Origin of the sequence: Actinomycetospora callitridis (assembly GCF_028737265.1) — a bacterium.
Classification (GTDB): Bacteria; Actinomycetota; Actinomycetes; order Mycobacteriales; family Pseudonocardiaceae; genus Actinomycetospora; species Actinomycetospora callitridis.
In genome coordinates this window covers 1,098,192-1,114,695 of record NZ_JAQZAK010000001.1, presented here as the reverse complement: position 1 = coordinate 1,114,695, position 16,504 = coordinate 1,098,192, and the positions used below count along the sequence as shown (strand labels likewise).

Below are 16,504 nucleotides of genomic sequence, written 5' to 3'. Positions count from 1 at the left end.
GGACCCTGGGGCGTCGTCCCGGACCAGCACGTACTCTTCAGGTCATCTGATGACTGAGAGGTGAGCATGCGTCCGGTGCGACGGGGTGGGCTGGTGGACCAGGTGATCGACGCGCTCACGGCGTCGATCCGCAGCGGCGCGTGGCCACCCGGCCACCGTCTCCCGGCGGTGACCGAGCTGGCCGTGGAGCTGGACGTCGGTCGCTCCACGGTGCGCGAGGCGGTGCAGGCACTGGCCCACCGCGGGGTGCTCGAGGTCGCCCAGGGGCGGGGCACGTTCGTCGGCGATCCGGGCGCGGGCGCCTGGCACCTCCGACTGCAGCGCAGCGAGGCCCTCGACGTCTACGAGGCCCGGCGCGGCCTCGAGATCGAGGCCGCGCGGCTGGCCGCCCTCCGGCGCACCGACGACGACCTCGCGGCGATCGAGGCCGCGGTCGCCGACCGGCGCGCCGCGCGGACCTGCGGCGCCGTCGGCGAGTGGGCCGCCGCCGACCTCGCGCTGCACCGCGCCGTGGTCGCGGCGACCCAGAACCCGGTGCTCGTGCGCCTCTTCGACGCCCTCGCCGACGGGGTGCACGCGACGTTCCACCACCAGAGCGCCGACCCCGGCAGCGGCGTCGACACCGCCGACGACCACGACGCCCTGGTCGACGCCATCGCCCGTCGCGACCCCGAGCGCGCGGCCGCCGCAACCCGCGCCTACCTCGACGCCTGCGAGGCGGAGCTGCGCACGCTGCTGGGCGCCCGGTGACGGCGCGCCGCCGCGCGCTCGCACTGGCCGTCGAGCACGGCGTCGACGACCTGTACCAGGGAGCGGTGCCCGCGCTGCTCCCCGCGCTCGTCGCCACCCGCGGCTGGGACCTCACCCGCGCGGGCGGCATCGTGCTCGCCGCGACGGTGCTGTCGTCGGTGGCCCAGCCGCTGTTCGGCGTGCTGGCCGACCGGCTCCGCGTGCCCGGTCTGCGGGTCGCGGGCCTGCTCACGGCCGCGGGCGGCGTCGCCGCCGTCGGCGTCGTCGACTCCTACGTCGCGACCTGGGCGGTCGTGCTGCTCTCCGGGCTCGGGACCGCGGCCTACCACCCCGAGGCCGCCCGCGCGGTGCACGCGACGGGCACCGGCGACCGCGGGATGGGCTGGTTCACGGTCGGCGGGCTCGCCGGGTTCGCGGCCGGCCCGGCAGCGGTCGGCCTGGTGGTCGGCGGCCTCGGGTTGGGTGCCACGCCCCTGCTCGCCCTCCCGGCCGTCGGCGCCGCCGTGGTGGCGCTCGTGCCCCGGAGGCGTCCGGGGCCGGTCGACCCGGGCCGGGTCCCGGCGGCGTCGGAGTCGGCGAGGGGCCGCGACGACTGGCCGCGCTTCGGGTGGCTGACCGGTGTCGTCGTGTCCCGCTCGGTGCTCTTCTACGGCCTGTCCGCCTTCCTCGCGGTGCACCTGACGATCCGGTTCGACCTCTCCCCCGGGCTGGCGGCGATCACGCTCGGCATCTTCACCGGGGCGGGCGCGGTCGCGACGATCACGAGCAGCGCCCTGACCAGGCGCTTCGGGCGCACCGCGGTGCTGCGCGGGTCGTACGTCGCCGCGCTCCCGTTGCTGGCGGCGACGTTGCTGGCGCCGTCGCCGGTGCTCGCGCTCGTCGCCACCGGCCTGCTGGGTGCCGCGCTCGGGGTGCCCGTCCCGGTGCACACGACGCTCGGGCAGGCCTACCTGCCGCACCACCTGGGCCTCGCCGCGTCGGTGACGCTGGGGCTCGCGGTGAGCGCCGGCGGCCTCGCGTCCCCCGCGCTCGGCGCCCTCGCCGACCACGCGGGCACCACCGTCGCCCTCGCCGTCCTGCTCGGCTGCCCGCTGCTCGCGGGGCTGCTGACCCTCCCGCTCACGGATCCGGAGGAGCGAACGGGGAGTTCGCGCGCCTAGACGCAGCGAACGGGCTGTTCGCTGCTACCGGGACGTGCGCCGGCGCACCACGGCCACGACGGCGACGAGCGCGAACACCCCGAGGGCGACCGCGACGACCACGCCGATGGTGGTGAGCGGCTCCGGGAGGCCGGCGCGCTCCGGGACCGGCCTGCCGACCGACGTGGCCGGGGTGCCCTCCGTCGCCAGCGTGGTCGCGCCGGGCACGGCGAGCAGGGGTGCCGGCCTTTCGCCCGACGGCGTCTCCCCCGTCGCGAGCAGCGTCCCGTCCGGGGCGAAGGCCAGCGCCTCCCCCTGGACCTCGCCGGACAGCGGCACGCGCACCGGTGGCGACGCCAGCGCGGTGACGACGTCCTCGGCGGTCGCGGTGCCGCCCGGCGCGGGGTAGAGCCAGGCGTCGGTGTAGGTGCGCAGCGCGACGACCCGGCCGTCGGCGGAGATCGCGCCGCCGGTGTAGGTGCCCGAGCCCACGCTGGTGATCGCCTCGCCGGGCACCACGACCTCGCCGGCCCGCCGCAGCGGCTGCGGCTCCTCGGAGTCGTCCGGGGCCTGCTCGGCGACGTAGACCCCGCTACGCCCGCTGAGATCCTTGGTGACGATCACCGGGCGGTCGTCGCCGGGCACCAGCAGGGACTCGGCGTCGTGCGCGCCGTCGGGGTAGGCGAACCGCGAGACGGTCTCCGCCCCGTCGGGGGCCAGCCGCAGCACGGCCACCGAGGAGCGCCGCCGACCGTTGTCCCCGATGTCGGCGATCCACAGGGTGCCGTCGGCGCCGCGGGCCAGGTCCTCGACGTCGCGGCCCTTCTCGGGCACCTCGCGCTCGCCGACCACGACGCAGCGGTCGTCGAGCACGTAGACGGTGCTCGCGTTGCCGCTGTCGTTCACCACCGCGGAGGTACCCCCGGGCTCGGCGACGAGCCCGGAGGCCTCGGCCAGCCGCTCGTCGTCGAGCGTGCAGCGGACCTGGGGCTCCGCCAGCGCCACCCCGGGCACGAGGAGGCCCGCTGCCACCATCAGCAGGACGAGCAGGATCCGCCTCAGGGCACGTGCGCCGGGTCGACCGCCGAGCGCCGCATCGACGTCGCGAGTTCCTCGGAGACACGCGCGTGCAGCACCGTGCCCTCGGCGGTGTGGCGCTCGGCGAGCACCTCCCCCTCACCGTGGGCCCGCGCGACCAGCGCTCCCTCGGTGTACGGCAGCACCACCTCGAGCTCGACGTCCGGGTGCGGGAGCTCCTCGGTGAGCCGGGCCCGCAGGCGGTCGAGGCCCTCGCCGGTGGTCGCCGAGACGAACACCGCGCCGGGCAGCGCCGCCCGCAGCTGCGCGAGCGCCATCGGCTCGGCGGCGTCGACCTTGTTCACCACGAGCAGCTCGGCCGGCTTCGGGCCTTCCAGCTCCCCGATGACCTCGCGCACGGCCGCGATCTGGTCCTGCGCCGAGGGATCGGACCCGTCGACCACGTGCAGCAGCAGGTCCGCCCCGCCGACCTCCTCCAGCGTCGAGCGGAAGGCGTCGACGAGCTGGTGGGGCAGGTGGCGCACGAAGCCGACGGTGTCGGTGAGCGTGACCTCGCGGCCGTCCGCGGTCTCCCAGCGCCGGGTGGTGGGGTCGAGGGTCGCGAACAGCGCGTCCTCCACCAGCACGCCCGCGTCCGTGATCGCGTTGAGCAGGCTGGACTTGCCGGCGTTGGTGTAGCCGGCGATGGCCACGGCGGGCACGGCGCGCGCCTGCCGTCGTCCGCGCTTGGTCTCACGGACCGTGGACATGTCCTCGATCTCGCGCCGCAGCTTGGAGATCCGGCGGTGGATGCGCCGGCGGTCGGTCTCGAGCTTGGTCTCACCGGGACCACGGGTGCCGACGCCGCCACCCCCCGCGCCGCCGCCACCGCCGGCGCCGCCGCCCTGGCGGGACAGCGACTCGCCCCAGCCGCGCAGGCGGGGCAGGAAGTAGCGCAGCTGGGCCAGCTCGACCTGCGCCTTGCCCTCCTTGGAGCGGGCGTGCTGGGCGAAGATGTCGAGGATCAGCGCGGTCCGGTCGACGACCTTGACCTTGAGCTTCTCCTCGAGCTGGCGCAGCTGCCCGGGCGAGAGCTCGCCGTCGGCGATGACGGTGTCGGCGCCGGTGGCCTGCACGGCCTCACGGAGCTCGGCGACCTTGCCGGAGCCCACGAACGTGCCCGGGTCGGGGTTCTTGCGGCGCTGGATGAGGCCGTCGAGGACCTCGGAGCCCGCGGTCTCGGCCAGGCGGGCCAGCTCCACGAGCGAGGCCTCGGCCTCCCGCGAGGTGCCCTCGGTCCACACGCCGATGAGCACGACGCGCTCGAGGCGCAGCTGCCGGTACTCGACCTCGGTGACGTCGGTGAGCTCGGTGGACGACCCCGTGAGCCCCGGGACGCGCCGGAGGGACGAGCGCTCCTCGAGGTCGAGCGCACCCCCGGTGGGCTCCTCGGGAGACCCGTCGGTGCCCGGGTCCGGGGCCAGGGGGTCGAGCCGGATGTCGCTGGCGCGGTCGCGACGGGCGCCCCGGACGAGGGGCGACGTCGATGCGCGGGGGTCCTGCGGTGCGGGTTCTGTCATGTTGCGACCCATGGTTCCACGACCGGCAACGCGAAAACCACCGCGCGTTCAGGCCGTCGCGGGAACGGGGGCGCCCCAGGTGCCGTGAGCGACGAGCTCGGCGGGACCGGTGAGGGTCGTGGTGGCCCCGTCGACGCCGACGACGAGCGTGCCGCCCGGGGTGTGGACGGTGACCGCCCCGGTGCCCCGACCCGCTGCGTGCAGGGCGGCGACGGCCCCCGCGACGGTCCCGGTGCCACACGATCGGGTCTCGCCCGAACCGCGCTCGTGCACCCGCAGGCGCACCGCCCCCTGGGTCAGCGGGGTGAGCACCTCGACGTTCACGCCGTGCGGGAAGAGCGAGGTGTCGAACCGCGGCGGGCGGGCCAGGTCGAGGGCGTCGAGATCGGTGGACGTCACGCAGGCCAGGTGCGGGTTGCCGACGTCGACCGCGACGCCGGAGAGCTCCACCCCGTCGACGACGGTCGAGGACCCGGGCCCGATGAGGGCGGGTCCCATGTCGACGGTGACGGGGCCGGTGTGGTCGACGGTCACCCAGCGGGTGCCGGCGCGGGTCGCGACGGGGTGGGTTCCGGGCGCGACGAGGCCCGCGTCGACGAGGTGGCGCGCGAACACCCGCACCCCGTTGCCGCACATCTCGGCGAGCGAGCCGTCGCCGTTGCGGTAGTCCATGAACCACGTCGCCGTGCCGGCGTCGATCCCGGCCACGGCCGCGGCCGGCGAGTCGGTGCGCGCGACGCGCAGGACCCCGTCGGCGCCGATGCCCCGCCGGCGGTGGCAGAGGGCGCGCACCAGCGCGCCGTCGTCCGCGTCCAGGTCGATCGCGCCGTCGGGGTCGGGGAGGACGACGAAGTCGTTCTCGGTGCCGTGCCCTTTGACGAACTCCACACTCCCCAGACTATCGACCCCCCAGCTCTTGCGTGACGTGCAGAACATCCTGCTGTGCAAATCTGCACGGACTGCAAGTTCGGCGTAGCGTGGTCCTCGTGACCACGGGACTGCGCGAGCGCAAGAAGCTCCGGACGCGGCGCCGGCTCGGCACGGCCGCGCTCGACCTCGCGGTCCGGCACGGGCTCGCCGACGTCACCGTCGAGCAGATCGCCGAGGCCGCCGAGGTCTCGCCGCGGACGTTCTTCAACTACTTCTCCTCCAAGGAGGAGGCGGTCGTCGCCGCCGGCGTCGAGCACGCCCGGGAACTCGCCGACCGCCTCGCCGCGCGCCCGGCCGACGAGCCGGTGATGGCGTCGCTGCGGGCCGTCATGCGCGAGCTGCTCGGCGAGAGCGCCCCGCCCAAGGAGTGGGTCGCCCAGGTCCGGCTCGTGCGCGCCAACCCCGCGCTCCTGCCCCACCAGCTCGCGGCCCACGCCCAGATCGAGCACAGCCTGCGGGTCGTGCTCGCCGAGCGCACCGGCCTCGCCCCGGACGACCTCCACCCCGCGCTGACGGCCGCCGCGGTGATGGCGGCCATCCGGGTCGCGACCGACCGCTGGCTCGGTTCCGACGAGCACGCCGACCTCGGCGACGTCATCGACGACGCCCTCGACCTGCTGGCGGGCGGTCTGCGCCACCCCTCCCGGGCGCCCTGACGCGGCCCGTCCCCCCGCGCCGCGTCCACCACCCCCGCTCCCCTCCGGAGACCCCCATGTCCGCACCCGCGACGGCGCCGTCCGCGGTGTCCAGCCCCGCCCCCGCCGCGCCGGGCACCCGTCACGTGCTCGTGGCGCTGTCGGGCCTGCTCATGGCCCTGTTCGTCGCGATCCTGTCCTCGACGATCGTGTCCAACGCGCTCCCCCGGATCCTCGCGGACCTCGGCGGGTCGCAGGCGCAGTACACGTGGGTGGTCACGGCCTCGCTGCTGGCGATGACCGCCTCGACGCCGATCTGGGGCAAGCTCGCCGACCTCTTCTCGAAGAAGCTGCTCGTCCAGATCGCCATCACGATCTTCATCGTCGGCTCGATGCTCTGCGGCCTCACCACGGACACCGAGGCGCTCATCGGCTTCCGCGTCCTGCAGGGACTCGGCATGGGCGGGCTCATGGCCCTGGCCCAGGTCGTGATCGCGGCGATCATCCCCCCGCGCGAGCGGGGCCGGTACTCCGGCTACCTCGGCGCGATCATGGCCGTGGCGACGGTCGGCGGCCCGCTCATCGGCGGCGTCATCGTCGACAGCATCGGCTGGCGCTGGTGCTTCTACGTCACCGTCCCGATCGCCGTGGTCGCCCTCGTCGTCCTGCAGCGCACGCTGACGGTGCCGACGGTCCGGCGCGAGGTGCACATCGACTACCTCGGCGCGGTCCTCATCGCCGCCGGCGTCTCGGCCCTGCTCGTGTGGACCTCGCTCGCCGGCAAGCAGTTCGCGTGGGGTTCGTGGGCGTCGGTGGCGTGGGTCGGCGGCGGCGTCCTCGCCCTCGTGCTCGCCGTGGTCGTCGAGTCGAGGGTCCGTGAGCCGATCGTGCCGCTGCACCTGTTCCGCAACCCGACGGTCGCGCTGGCCACCGTCGCCGGCCTGTGCGTCGGCGTCGCGATGTTCGGGTCGACGGTCTACCTCAGCCAGTTCTTCCAGCTCGCCCGCGGCGCGTCGGCCACCGAGGCCGGCCTGCTGACCCTGCCCATGATCGGCGGGCTGTTCCTCGCCTCGACGATCGTCGGCCAGCTGATCACCCGCTACGGACGCTGGAAGCCCTACCTCGTCGGCGGCGGCGTCCTGCTCACCGTGGGGCTCCTCGGCGAGGGACTCCTCGTCAGCGCGACGGTGTCCTACCCGGTGCTCGCGGTGTTCATGGCGATGGTCGGCGTCGGCGTCGGCGCCACCCAGCAGAACCTCGTGCTCGCCGTGCAGAACCAGGTGGCCATGAGCGAGATGGGCGCAGCCAGCTCCACCGTCGCGTTCTTCCGCTCGCTGGGCGGTGCCGCCGGCGTGGCCGCGCTCGGCGCGCTGCTGAGCACCCAGGTGACGACCTCGATCAGCCAGGGCCTCGGCGCCCTCGGCCTGCCCGCCTCGGCCACCGGCTCCGCCGGCCAGATCCCGAACCTCGCGACCCTGCCCGGGCCGGTCCGGGGCGTGATCGAGAACGCCTACGGCGACGCCATCGCCACCGTGTTCCTCGCGGCCTCCCCGCTGGCGCTCGTGGCCCTCGTCGCGGTGCTGTTCCTGCGCGAGGTCCCGCTGCGCACCACGATCGACGTCGAGGAGGTGCCGGCGGCCGGGCCCGCCGTGCACGACCCCGACACCGCGCCCGCCCCGCTGCACCGCCCGACCCTGGCCGGTGTCGTCCGCCGGGGCGAGGAGCCGGCGCCGGGCGCGGTCCTCACGGTCGTGGACGTCGACGGGCAGCAGCTCGGGCGGGCGGTCTCCGGCGGCGACGGGTCCTACACGGTCGACACCCGGGACGCCGGGCGCCCGCACCTGCTCGTCGTCCAGTGGCACGGCACCCCGCACGTCGAGGCCCTCGGCGGCGCGACCGGCCCCCAGTACCGCGACGTGGCCCTGCCCGGCGCGTCCGGACGCCACGCCCTCAGCCGCACCTGACGACGTATCCCGTGGTCTACGGGTGGCTCCCGGTGGCCCGGTGGAGGGCCAGGACGGCGTCGGCGTCCGCCTCGCCGGCGTCGAGCCAGGTGATCCGCCCGTCGCGCCGGAACCAGGACCGCTGGCGCCGCACGAGCCGCCGGGTGGCGACGATCGTGCGGCGCCGGGCCTCGTCGAGGTCGATCGTCCCGTCGAGGTGCTCGAGCACCTCGCGGTAGCCGACGGCCCGCGAGGCGGTGGCGCCCTCGCGCAGCCCGCGTCCGGCCAGCGTGCGGACCTCGTCGACGAGCCCCGCCGCGAGCATCCCGTCGACGCGGACCTCGATCCGCTCGTCCAGGACGGCGGTGTCGCGGTCGAGCCCGACGAGCACGGCGTCGTGGCGGGGGGCGCCCGGGCGGGGCAGGCTCGCCGCGAACGGGAGGCCGGTGAGCTCGACGACCTCGAGGGCGCGGACGATCCGGCGCCCGTTGCTCGCGAGGATCCCGCGGGCGGCGTCGGGGTCGCGGTCGGCGAGCCGGGCGTGCATCGCCGCCGGCCCGACCGTCGCGAGCTCGGCGTCGAGCCGCGCGCGCACCGCGGGGTCGGTGCCCGGGAAGCGCAGGTCGTCGAGCACCGCCTGGACGTAGAGACCCGACCCGCCCACGACCAGCGGGACCCGGCCCCGCTCCCGGATCGCGTCGACGGCCGCGCGGGCGTCGCGCTGGTAGGCGGCGACCGTGGCGGTGTCGGTGACGTCGAGGACGTCGAGCAGGTGGTGGGGCACGCCGCGACGCTCCACGGGCGGCAGCTTCGCGGTGCCGACGTCCATGCCGCGGTAGAGCTGCATGGCGTCGGCGTTGACGACCTCCGCCCCGGTCCCCCGGCGGTCGAGGGCGGCGGCGAGATCCAGCGCGAGGTCGGACTTGCCGGTCGCCGTGGGGCCGACCAGCGCGATCGGGCGGATCATCTGGTCGAGGATCCCAGACGTGCGGTTCCGGAGGGGCGCCGGACCCGCAGCCCCCCACCTGACCGGGAAGGGAGTTCCTGCGCGGCCTCCGGACCTGCTTGAATGCCCGGACGCCGAGGAGCGGGAGGTGTCGGCCGGAGATGACCGACGAGCAGGCTCGGGGCGCCGTGGACACCGCGGCTCCCGGCGGCGCGGCCCCGCCCACGGTGACGCCCCCGGCCTCCCCAGCCCCCACTCCGGCCGGTGCCCCGCCCACCTTCCCGTCCGTGCCGGCGGCGGCGGCCGACCCGGGTCGGTGGGGGCGCGTGGACGACGAGGGCACGGTCTGGCTGCAGGTCGAGGGCCCCGACGGCGCCGTGACCGAGCGGGCGGTCGGTTCGTGGCAGGCCGGTGACGCCACGGAGGGCCTGGCCCACTTCGCGCTGCGCTTCGACGATCTGCGCACCGAGGCCGACCTGCTCGTCCGCCGCCTGACCTCCGGTCGCGGCGAGGCGCGCGCGACGCTGCGCAGCGCCACCGCCCTGCGCGAGCGCCTCACCGACGCCGCGGTGGTCGGCGACGTCGCTGGGCTCGCCGCCCGGCTCGACGCCGTCGTGGCCGCCGCGGAGCAGGCCGACGAGATCGAGCGCGCGGCCCGGGCCGGGGCCCGCGAGGACGCGGTGGCCCGCAAGGAGGCGCTCATCGCCGAGGCCGAGGCGCTGGCCGAGGAGACCACGCGCTGGAAGCACGCCGGCGATCGTTTCGCGGCCATGGTCGACGAGTGGAAGGCCGTCACGGGCATCGACCGGCGCACCGACGACGCGCTCTGGAAGCGCTTCTCCCGGGCCCGCGAGACCTTCGCCCGCCGCCGCGGCGCGCACTTCGCCGAGCTGGACCGGGCGCGGACCGCGGCGAAGGCCCGCAAGGAGGAGCTGGTCGCCGAGGCGGAGGCGCTCACCGACTCCGAGGACTGGGGCCCCACCGCCGGGCGCTACAAGGAGCTCATGGCGGAGTGGAAGGCCGCCGGGCGCACGAGCAAGGACGCCGACGACGCGCTGTGGGCGCGGTTCCGCGGCGCCCAGGACAGGTTCTTCGCCCGCCGGTCCGAGACGTTCTCCGCCCGCGACGCCGAGTTCACCGGCAACGCGACGGCCAAGGAGGCGCTGCTCGCCGAGGCCGCGCGGATCGACCTGTCCGACGTCGACGCCGCCCGCGCGGCGCTGCGCGACGTCCAGGAGCGGTGGGACGCGATCGGCAAGGTGCCCCGGGAGCGGGTCCGTGAGTTCGCCGGGCGTCTCAAGGAGGTCGAGGACCGGGTCCGCGCCGCGGTCGACCGCCGCTGGCAGGCGGTCGACCCCGAGACCGAGGCCCGCGTCGCACAGTTCCGCTCGCGCGTCGAGGGGTACGAGGCGCAGGCGGCCAAGGCGCACGCCGCGGGCGACCTCCGCCGCGCGAAGGAGGCGGAGCGCCAGGCCGCGCAGTGGCGCGAGTGGCTGGCCGCCGCGGAGCAGGCGACCCGGTAGATCCGGCGCGGTCGGGAGCTACCGCCGCGAGAAGGCGTACCCCGCCCAGCGGCCGGCGAGCACGATCATCGCCAGCAGGGCGAGCCAGAGCCCCCCGCCCGGGCCCGTGCCGGCCGAGGTGTTCTGCGACCAGATCGCCCACAGGCCGGTGACCGACGTGATCGCGCACCCGGCGGCGGTCACGAAGACCAGCGGCCAGCGAGCGGTCAGCAGCGTGACCGCGGTGCCGACCACGCCGAACACCACGGCGAGCGTGCCGAAGAGCCGGGGCAGGACGGTGACGCCCGGGCGGCCGAGCACGACCTCCCAGCCCGAGGCACCGAGCCCGGTCCAGGGCAGCACCGCGGCGAGCAGCAGGACGAGGACGGCGACGGCGGCGACCAGGGCGCCGGCGCCGAAGTCGACCCGCGCGTCCCGCGGCGGCGGGCCGTCGGTGCGGGGCCGGCCGGTGTGGGGATCGGTGCTGTGGGGATCGGTGGTGCGGGGATCGGTCACCGTCAGACCTCCGTGAGGGTGGCCGGGAGACGCAGCATCAGAGGAGCACGCCGATAGGGGAGCCCGGCTCCTCGGGACCCGTCCCGCAGCCGGTGGCGGGCGTGGCCGGAGCGGCCGGCGGCCCGAGCGTCGGCAGACCGAGACCCGTGGTGCGCGGGGTCGTCGGTCGCTGCCCGGCGGCGTGGGCGTCGCCGGCTCGCGTGCGCCGGTGGGTGCGCACGTCGCCGTCGGCGACGATGTGGTGCGGCGCGCCGTAGGTGGCGCGCACGGTGACGACGTCGCCGGGGCGCACCGCTCCCTCGACGGCGGGGCCGACAGGGGTGAAGTGCACGAGCCGCCCGTCGCGGGCGCGTCCGCTCATCCGGCGGGTTACCCCGTCCTTGCGGCCCTCACCGGTCGAGACGACGAGCTCGAGCTCCCGGCCGACCTGCTCGCGGTGCAGCTCGAGGGAGATGCGCTCCTGGAGGTCGACGAGGCGGTCGTAGCGCTCCTGGACGACGGCCTTGGGCACCTGGTCGGGCAGCGTCGCCGCGGGCGTGCCGGGCCGCGGCGAGTACTGGAACGTGAAGGCCTGCGAGAACCGCGACTCCTCCACCACGCGCAGCGTCTCGGCGAAGTCCTCCTCGGTCTCGCCCGGGAAGCCGACGATGATGTCGGTGGTCAGCGCCGCGTCCTGCATCGCCTCGCGGACCTCCGCGACGATGTCGAGGTAGCGCTTCGCCCGGTAGGAGCGGCGCATCGCCTTGAGCACGCGGTCCGAGCCGGACTGCAGGGGCATGTGCAGCTGGGGGCAGACGTTGGGGGTCTCGGCCATCGCCGTGATGACGTCGGAGGTGAAGTCGCGGGGGTGCGGGCTGGTGAAGCGCACCCGCTCGAGGCCCTCGATCCCCCCGCACGCACGCAGCAGGTCGGCGAACGCCGTCCGTCCCGTCGCGCGGTCCTCGAACCCGACCCCGTAGGCGTTGACGTTCTGGCCGAGCAGCGTCACCTCGAGCACGCCCTCGGCGACCAGCGCCTCGACCTCGGCGAGGATCTCGCCCGGCCGCCGGTCGACCTCCTTGCCGCGCAGCGAGGGCACGATGCAGAAGGTGCAGGTGTTGTTGCAGCCCACCGAGATCGAGACCCAGCCCGCGTAGGCGGAGTCGCGGCGGGCCGGCAGGTGCGACGGGAAGGTCTCGAGCGCCTCGAGGATCTCGACCTGCGCCTCACCGTTGTGGCGGGCCCGCTCGAGCAGGGCGGGCAGGGACCCGGTGTTGTGCGTGCCGAAGACGACGTCGACCCAGGGGGCCTTGCGGACCACGGTGTCGCGGTCCTTCTGCGCCAGGCAGCCACCGACAGCGATCTGCATCCCGGGCCGGCGGGCCTTCTCGGGCGCGAGGTTGCCGAGCTGGCCGTAGAGCTTGTTGTCGGCGTTCTCGCGCACCGCGCAGGTGTTGAACACGACGAGGTCGGCGCCGTCGGCGTCGGGCGTGTGCTCGTAGCCCGCCTCCTCGAGCACCCCGGCCAGGCGCTCGGAGTCGTGCACGTTCATCTGGCACCCGTGGGTCCGGATGTGGAAGCGGGGCCGGGGTCCGGCGCTCATGCCTGCGGTCATCACCGCCCAGCGTAGGCGCCCGTCACTTGCCGAGCCGCTCCGCGTCGAAGTCGTCGACCCTGCCCACCGTCGCGCGGTTGACCCCCCACAGCACGATGCCGAGGAGGATCAGGATGCCGCCGAACAGGTACTCCTTCGGCGGGCGCCCGGAGAAGGGGCTGGCGAGGAACGCGCACAGCACGGCGGCGACGATCGGGATCGCCGTCGGGGTCCGGAAGTGCTTGTGGTCCGACGGGTCGCGGCGCAGCACGAGCACCGCGATGTTGACGATGGTGAAGACGACGAGAAGGAGCAGGGACGTCATGCTGCCGAGCTCGGAGATGTCGAGCAGCAGGACCAGGATGATCGCGAGACCGCTGGTGACGACGATCGCGAACCACGGGGTGCGACGTCCCGGGTGCACCTTAGCGAACGCGTTCGGGATGATCCGCTCGTTCGCCATGCCGTAGAGCAGCCGGCTGGCCATCATCATGTTGATCAGGGCGGTGTTGGTGACCGCGAACAGCGTGATCGCGGCGAACACGATCGCCGGGAAGGCCGGCGACGCGGTCTGCACCACCTTCAGCAGCGCCCCGCTCTCGGCCTCCGCGAGCTGCTCGGTGGGCACGAGCGTCGAGGCGATCACCGCCACGATCAGGTAGATCGTCGCGGTGATCCCCATGGCCAGCAGCATCGCGCGGGGGAACGTCCTCGGCGGGTCGACGGTCTCCTCGGCCATGTTCACCGAGTCCTCGAACCCGACCATGGCGAAGAACGCCAGCGCGGTGGCCGAGGAGATCGCGAGCAGGACGGCGGGCTCGGAGAAGATCGAGCTCTCCGGGGCCGACGCCGCGAACTCGGTGAGCCGCGACGGGTCGCCCAGTCCGTTCAGCACCGCGTAGCCACCGAGCACGATGACGATGAGCAGGCCGAGGAGCTCGATCGAGGTGAGCACGACGTTGACCTTCACCGACTCGCCCACGCCACGGAAGTTGATCGCTGCGAGCATGAGGAGGAAGGCGACGACCACCAGCGGCGTGACCCAGCTCGGCAGCTCCCCGACGATCGTCTCGAGGTTCCGCCCGCCGAAGGCCTGGGCAGCGGAGGCCGCGGAGGTGATCCCCGAGCACATCACCGTGAAGGCGACGAGGAACGTGATGAAGGGACGCTTGAAGGCCAGCTGCGTGTAGAGGGCCGCGCCCGCGGCACGGGGGTACTTGCCCACCAGCTCGAGATAGCTGAACGCCGTCATGAAAGCGACGACGAAGGCCAGCAGGAACGGCAGCCACAAGGCCCCGCCGACCCGTTCCGACACCGTCCCGGTGAGGGCGTAGATCGTGGTGCCGAGGATGTCCCCGATGATGAAGAACACGAGCAGCTTGGGCCCGATCGCGCGGACCAGGCTCGTGCCACCGCCCGATCCACCGCCGGATCCTTCGGTGGTCGGGGCGTTCGTGGTGTCGTCGGTCACGGGGGCATGTTGCACCATGACGCGATGACCCGGGGCCTGCGTCGCCGCACGGTCCTCGGGGCTGGTCTGGGCGGCGTAGCGCTGCTCGGCGTCGGGTGCGCCCCGCCCGACAGGACGCCCGTCGTCGTGGCCACGGGCGGGCCGCAAGGGGTCTACCGGCGTCTCGGCGAGGCGATGGCCGAGCTCTGGCGGATCGACCCCGGGGTGCCGACGGGGGTCCTCGGCAGCGAGGGCTCGGTCGACAACGTCGGCATGCTCGTCTCCGGCCGGGCGCGGGTCGCCTTCTGCGCCGCCGACGTCGCGGTCGACGGCGCGGTCGACGGCGCCCGTCCCCGCCACCCGCTGCAGGCGCTCGCCCGGGTGCACGACGACGCGATCCACGTCGTCGTCCCGGCGGAGTCGCCGATCCGCCGGCTCGCCGACCTCGCGGGACGCCGGGTCTCGGTGGGCGCCCGCAACTCCGGCGTGCTCGTCGTCGCCCCGCGCCTGCTCTCGTCGGTGGGTCTGACCGCCGAGCGGGACATGCGGGCGGTGATGCTCGGGCTCGACGAGTCGGCGGCAGCGCTCGCACGCGGCGAGATCGACGCCTTCTTCTGGTCGGGCGGCGTCCCCACCGCCGGCGTCGAACGGCTCGCCGCCACCCGCCCGGTCCGCCTGCTCGACCTCGGCGAGGAGACGGTACGGCTGCGCACCCGGTACCCCGTCTACGACGTCACCACGGTCCCGGCCGGCACCTACGGGCTCGTCGACCCCGTCAGTGTGGCCTCGGTCCGCAATGTCCTGCTCGTCACCGGCGACATGGCCCCGGACCTCGCCGAGTCGCTGACCCGCGCGCTCCTCGAGGGACGCGAGGCCCTTGCCGACGCCGATCCAGCCGGTCGCAGCATCGACCCCCGCTCGGCGATCGGCACCCAGCCGGTCGCGCTGCACCCCGGGGCCGTCGCCGCCTACCGGGCGGTCAAGGGGCTCTGATCCACGGCCGACCGGGACGCGGCGGCCCCGGAGGCGGGGGCATCGGAGACGGGGGCATCGGAGACCGGGATATCGGAGACGGGGGCATCGGCCGAGCCGGCCGCCGCCTCGGCCCGCTCGCCGTCCGCCTCCGGCGCCGCGGCCGGCGGCAGGCGCAGCACGACGCGCAGGCCCCCGTCCTCGGGCAACTGCAGCAGGAGCTCGCCCCCGACCCGCTCGGCCGAGCGGGCGGCGATGGCGAGCCCGAGGCCGGTGCCGGCGCTGCCGTCCTGGGCCGGTGAGCGCCAGAACCGGTCGGTGGCGCGGGCGAGCTCGCTCGGATCGATCCCGTCGCCGTGGTCGCGCACGCCGATCTCGACCCAGCCGTCGACCCGCGCCGTGGAGAGCTCGACGTCGGTCCCCGGCGGGGCGTACTTGAGCGCGTTGTCCAGCACCGCGTCGAGCACCGCGACCACCGAGTCCACGTCGGAGCGCGCCACCAGCCCGCCGGGGCCGAGGCGACGCAGGGACAGGCTCTCGTGCTCCGCGAGCACGCCCCACGTGTCCGCCCGCTCGTCGAGCACCGGGTCGATCGGCATCGGCACCGGCTGCGGCGGACGGCCCTCGGCGCGCGCGAGCGCCAGCAGCGCGTCGAGCACCGAGGCCAGGCGATCGGTCTCCTCCAGCGCCGCGCCGTGCTCGTCGCGCAGGGCGTCGTCGACGCGGGCGTCCGGCACGGCGAGGGCGGCGCCGACGTTCTGGAGCCGCAGCCGCAGGGCGGTCAGCGGGTTGCGCAGCTGGTGGCCGGCGTCGGCGACGAACGCACGCTGCGACTCGAGCGCGTGCGTCACGCCCACGGCCATCTGGTCGAAGTGCCGGGAGAGTCGCCGCAGCTCGGGCGGGCCGTGGTCGTCGCCGACCGGGCGGGGCGCCCGGCCCGCCCGCACGGCCGCGGCGACCTGGGCCGTGCCCCTGTCGAGGCTCTCGACGGGGGCGAGGATCCAGCGCACGAGCGGGAGCGCGAGCCCCGCGGCGATGCCGAGTGCCACGAGCGCCGTCCCGGCCAGCGCGGCCCAGGCGCGCAGCGTCTCCCACCGCGCCGGCGCCGTGGGCGAGACCGTGACCGCGGCACCCCGCACCTCGCCGCCGACCAGGACGGGCTCAGCGAGCAGCATCGGTGCGGTGTCCCAGGGCCATACGGTGTCCGGGGGCTCGGAGCGCTGCCCCACCAGGGCGAGCTGCACCCGCGCCACGGTCGCGTCGGACACCTCCGGGCGCGACGCCGTGAGCACCCGGCCCTCGCGGTCGAGCACCACCGCGGCGATCCCGTACAGCTCGTCGTAGCGGGCGAGCTCGCCCGCCAGCGCCCCCGGCTCGTCGTCGGTGACCGCGCGCTGGGCCAGGGCCGCGAACCGGGTGGTGTCCCCCAGCCGGTCGGCGAACAGCCGCGACGTGGCCGCCGACGCCGCGGCGCCCGCCAGCGGCGCGCCGAGGCCCACGACCAGCAGGCCCACGAGGACCCCGAAGACGACGAGCAGTCGCGTCCGCACC

The 16,504-nt window shown here is 75.3% G+C and carries 14 protein-coding genes; 6 read left to right on the top strand and 8 right to left on the bottom strand.

Going from position 1 to position 16,504, the window contains the following annotated elements:
• Nucleotides 1-66: 66 nt before the first annotated feature.
• Both PH191_RS05375 and PH191_RS05370 read left to right on the top strand, forming a co-directional pair.
• Complete coding sequence (locus PH191_RS05375; RefSeq protein WP_274193700.1) at nucleotides 67-750, top strand: FadR/GntR family transcriptional regulator; 684 nt, start codon at nucleotides 67-69, stop codon at nucleotides 748-750.
• Nucleotides 747-1,910 (top strand): MFS transporter, encoded by a 1,164-nt coding sequence (locus PH191_RS05370; RefSeq protein ID WP_274193552.1) that lies wholly within the window; start codon nucleotides 747-749, stop codon nucleotides 1,908-1,910. Before PH191_RS05375 ends, PH191_RS05370 begins: the two co-directional genes overlap by 4 nt.
• Before the next feature lie 24 nt (nucleotides 1,911-1,934).
• On the opposite strand, the gene PH191_RS05365 is transcribed toward PH191_RS05370, so the two are convergent.
• The 3 genes from PH191_RS05365 to dapF are packed head-to-tail and all read right to left on the bottom strand — an operon-like array spanning nucleotide 1,935 to nucleotide 5,383.
• Nucleotides 1,935-2,924, bottom strand: coding sequence for an NHL repeat-containing protein (locus tag PH191_RS05365; protein ID WP_274193551.1), 990 nt, complete (start codon nucleotides 2,922-2,924; stop codon nucleotides 1,935-1,937).
• Between the two features lie 23 nt (nucleotides 2,925-2,947).
• Nucleotides 2,948-4,486, bottom strand: coding sequence for a GTPase HflX (gene hflX, locus PH191_RS05360; RefSeq protein WP_274193550.1), 1,539 nt, complete (start codon nucleotides 4,484-4,486; stop codon nucleotides 2,948-2,950).
• 48 nt (nucleotides 4,487-4,534) lie between these two features.
• Nucleotides 4,535-5,383 carry a diaminopimelate epimerase gene (dapF, locus tag PH191_RS05355; RefSeq protein WP_274193699.1) on the bottom strand — a complete coding sequence of 283 codons (849 nt, stop codon included), beginning with the start codon at nucleotides 5,381-5,383 and terminating at the stop codon, nucleotides 4,535-4,537.
• A gap of 89 nt (nucleotides 5,384-5,472) precedes the next feature.
• Between dapF and PH191_RS05350 the strand changes: the two genes are divergently transcribed.
• Together PH191_RS05350 and PH191_RS05345 are read left to right on the top strand one after the other, a co-directional pair.
• A complete protein-coding gene (locus PH191_RS05350) occupies nucleotides 5,473-6,072 on the top strand; it encodes a TetR/AcrR family transcriptional regulator (protein WP_274193549.1) in 600 nt (199 codons plus the stop codon).
• Nucleotides 6,073-6,128: 56 nt separating this feature from the next.
• Nucleotides 6,129-8,015, top strand: a complete 1,887-nt coding sequence (locus tag PH191_RS05345) for an MDR family MFS transporter (RefSeq protein WP_274193548.1) — start codon at nucleotides 6,129-6,131, stop codon at nucleotides 8,013-8,015.
• A gap of 16 nt (nucleotides 8,016-8,031) precedes the next feature.
• Here the strand turns inward: PH191_RS05345 and miaA are convergent, their stop codons facing one another.
• Nucleotides 8,032-8,961: a tRNA (adenosine(37)-N6)-dimethylallyltransferase MiaA gene (gene miaA / locus PH191_RS05340; RefSeq protein ID WP_274193547.1), complete on the bottom strand. Its 930-nt coding sequence runs from the start codon at nucleotides 8,959-8,961 to the stop codon at nucleotides 8,032-8,034.
• Between the two features lie 140 nt (nucleotides 8,962-9,101).
• Here miaA and PH191_RS05335 point away from each other — a divergent pair, with 140 nt between their 5' ends.
• Nucleotides 9,102-10,463 carry a DUF349 domain-containing protein gene (locus tag PH191_RS05335; RefSeq protein ID WP_274193546.1) on the top strand — a complete coding sequence of 454 codons (1,362 nt, stop codon included), beginning with the start codon at nucleotides 9,102-9,104 and terminating at the stop codon, nucleotides 10,461-10,463.
• An 18-nt stretch (nucleotides 10,464-10,481) separates the two neighbouring features.
• Here PH191_RS05335 and PH191_RS05330 read toward each other — a convergent pair whose 3' ends face one another.
• From PH191_RS05330 to PH191_RS05320, 3 genes are read right to left on the bottom strand one after another with little or no spacing between them, the layout of a single operon-like run.
• Nucleotides 10,482-10,958 (bottom strand): Rv2732c family membrane protein, encoded by a 477-nt coding sequence (locus tag PH191_RS05330; protein WP_274193545.1) that lies wholly within the window; start codon nucleotides 10,956-10,958, stop codon nucleotides 10,482-10,484.
• 37 nt (nucleotides 10,959-10,995) lie between these two features.
• Nucleotides 10,996-12,540, bottom strand: coding sequence for a tRNA (N6-isopentenyl adenosine(37)-C2)-methylthiotransferase MiaB (gene miaB, locus PH191_RS05325; protein WP_274193544.1), 1,545 nt, complete (start codon nucleotides 12,538-12,540; stop codon nucleotides 10,996-10,998).
• A 34-nt stretch (nucleotides 12,541-12,574) separates the two neighbouring features.
• On the bottom strand, nucleotides 12,575-14,002 hold the full coding sequence (locus tag PH191_RS05320; RefSeq protein WP_420791751.1) for an APC family permease: 1,428 nt from the start codon (nucleotides 14,000-14,002) through the stop codon (nucleotides 12,575-12,577).
• A 24-nt stretch (nucleotides 14,003-14,026) separates the two neighbouring features.
• On the opposite strand from PH191_RS05320, the gene PH191_RS05315 reads away from it, so the two are divergent.
• A complete protein-coding gene (locus PH191_RS05315) occupies nucleotides 14,027-14,974 on the top strand; it encodes a TAXI family TRAP transporter solute-binding subunit (RefSeq protein ID WP_274193543.1) in 948 nt (315 codons plus the stop codon).
• On the opposite strand, the gene PH191_RS05310 is transcribed toward PH191_RS05315, so the two are convergent.
• On the bottom strand, nucleotides 14,950-16,503 hold the full coding sequence (locus tag PH191_RS05310; protein WP_274193542.1) for a sensor histidine kinase: 1,554 nt from the start codon (nucleotides 16,501-16,503) through the stop codon (nucleotides 14,950-14,952). The two genes, PH191_RS05315 and PH191_RS05310, sit on opposite strands and share 25 nt — an antisense overlap.
• Between the last annotated feature and the right edge of the window lies 1 nt (nucleotide 16,504).

What these genes read in the sequence shown, in the direction of transcription:
- PH191_RS05375 (WP_274193700.1), top strand. Translation starts at nt 67, where the DNA reads ATGCGTCCGGTGCGACGGGGTGGGCTGGTGGACCAGGTGATCGACGCG.
- PH191_RS05365 (WP_274193551.1), bottom strand. Translation starts at nt 2,924, where the DNA reads ATGGTGGCAGCGGGCCTCCTCGTGCCCGGGGTGGCGCTGGCGGAGCCC.
- PH191_RS05315 (WP_274193543.1), top strand. Translation starts at nt 14,027, where the DNA reads ATGACCCGGGGCCTGCGTCGCCGCACGGTCCTCGGGGCTGGTCTGGGC.
- miaA (WP_274193547.1), bottom strand. Translation starts at nt 8,961, where the DNA reads ATGATCCGCCCGATCGCGCTGGTCGGCCCCACGGCGACCGGCAAGTCC.
- PH191_RS05345 (WP_274193548.1), top strand. Translation starts at nt 6,129, where the DNA reads ATGTCCGCACCCGCGACGGCGCCGTCCGCGGTGTCCAGCCCCGCCCCC.
- PH191_RS05335 (WP_274193546.1), top strand. Translation starts at nt 9,102, where the DNA reads ATGACCGACGAGCAGGCTCGGGGCGCCGTGGACACCGCGGCTCCCGGC.
- hflX (WP_274193550.1), bottom strand. Translation starts at nt 4,486, where the DNA reads ATGACAGAACCCGCACCGCAGGACCCCCGCGCATCGACGTCGCCCCTC.
- miaB (WP_274193544.1), bottom strand. Translation starts at nt 12,540, where the DNA reads ATGAGCGCCGGACCCCGGCCCCGCTTCCACATCCGGACCCACGGGTGC.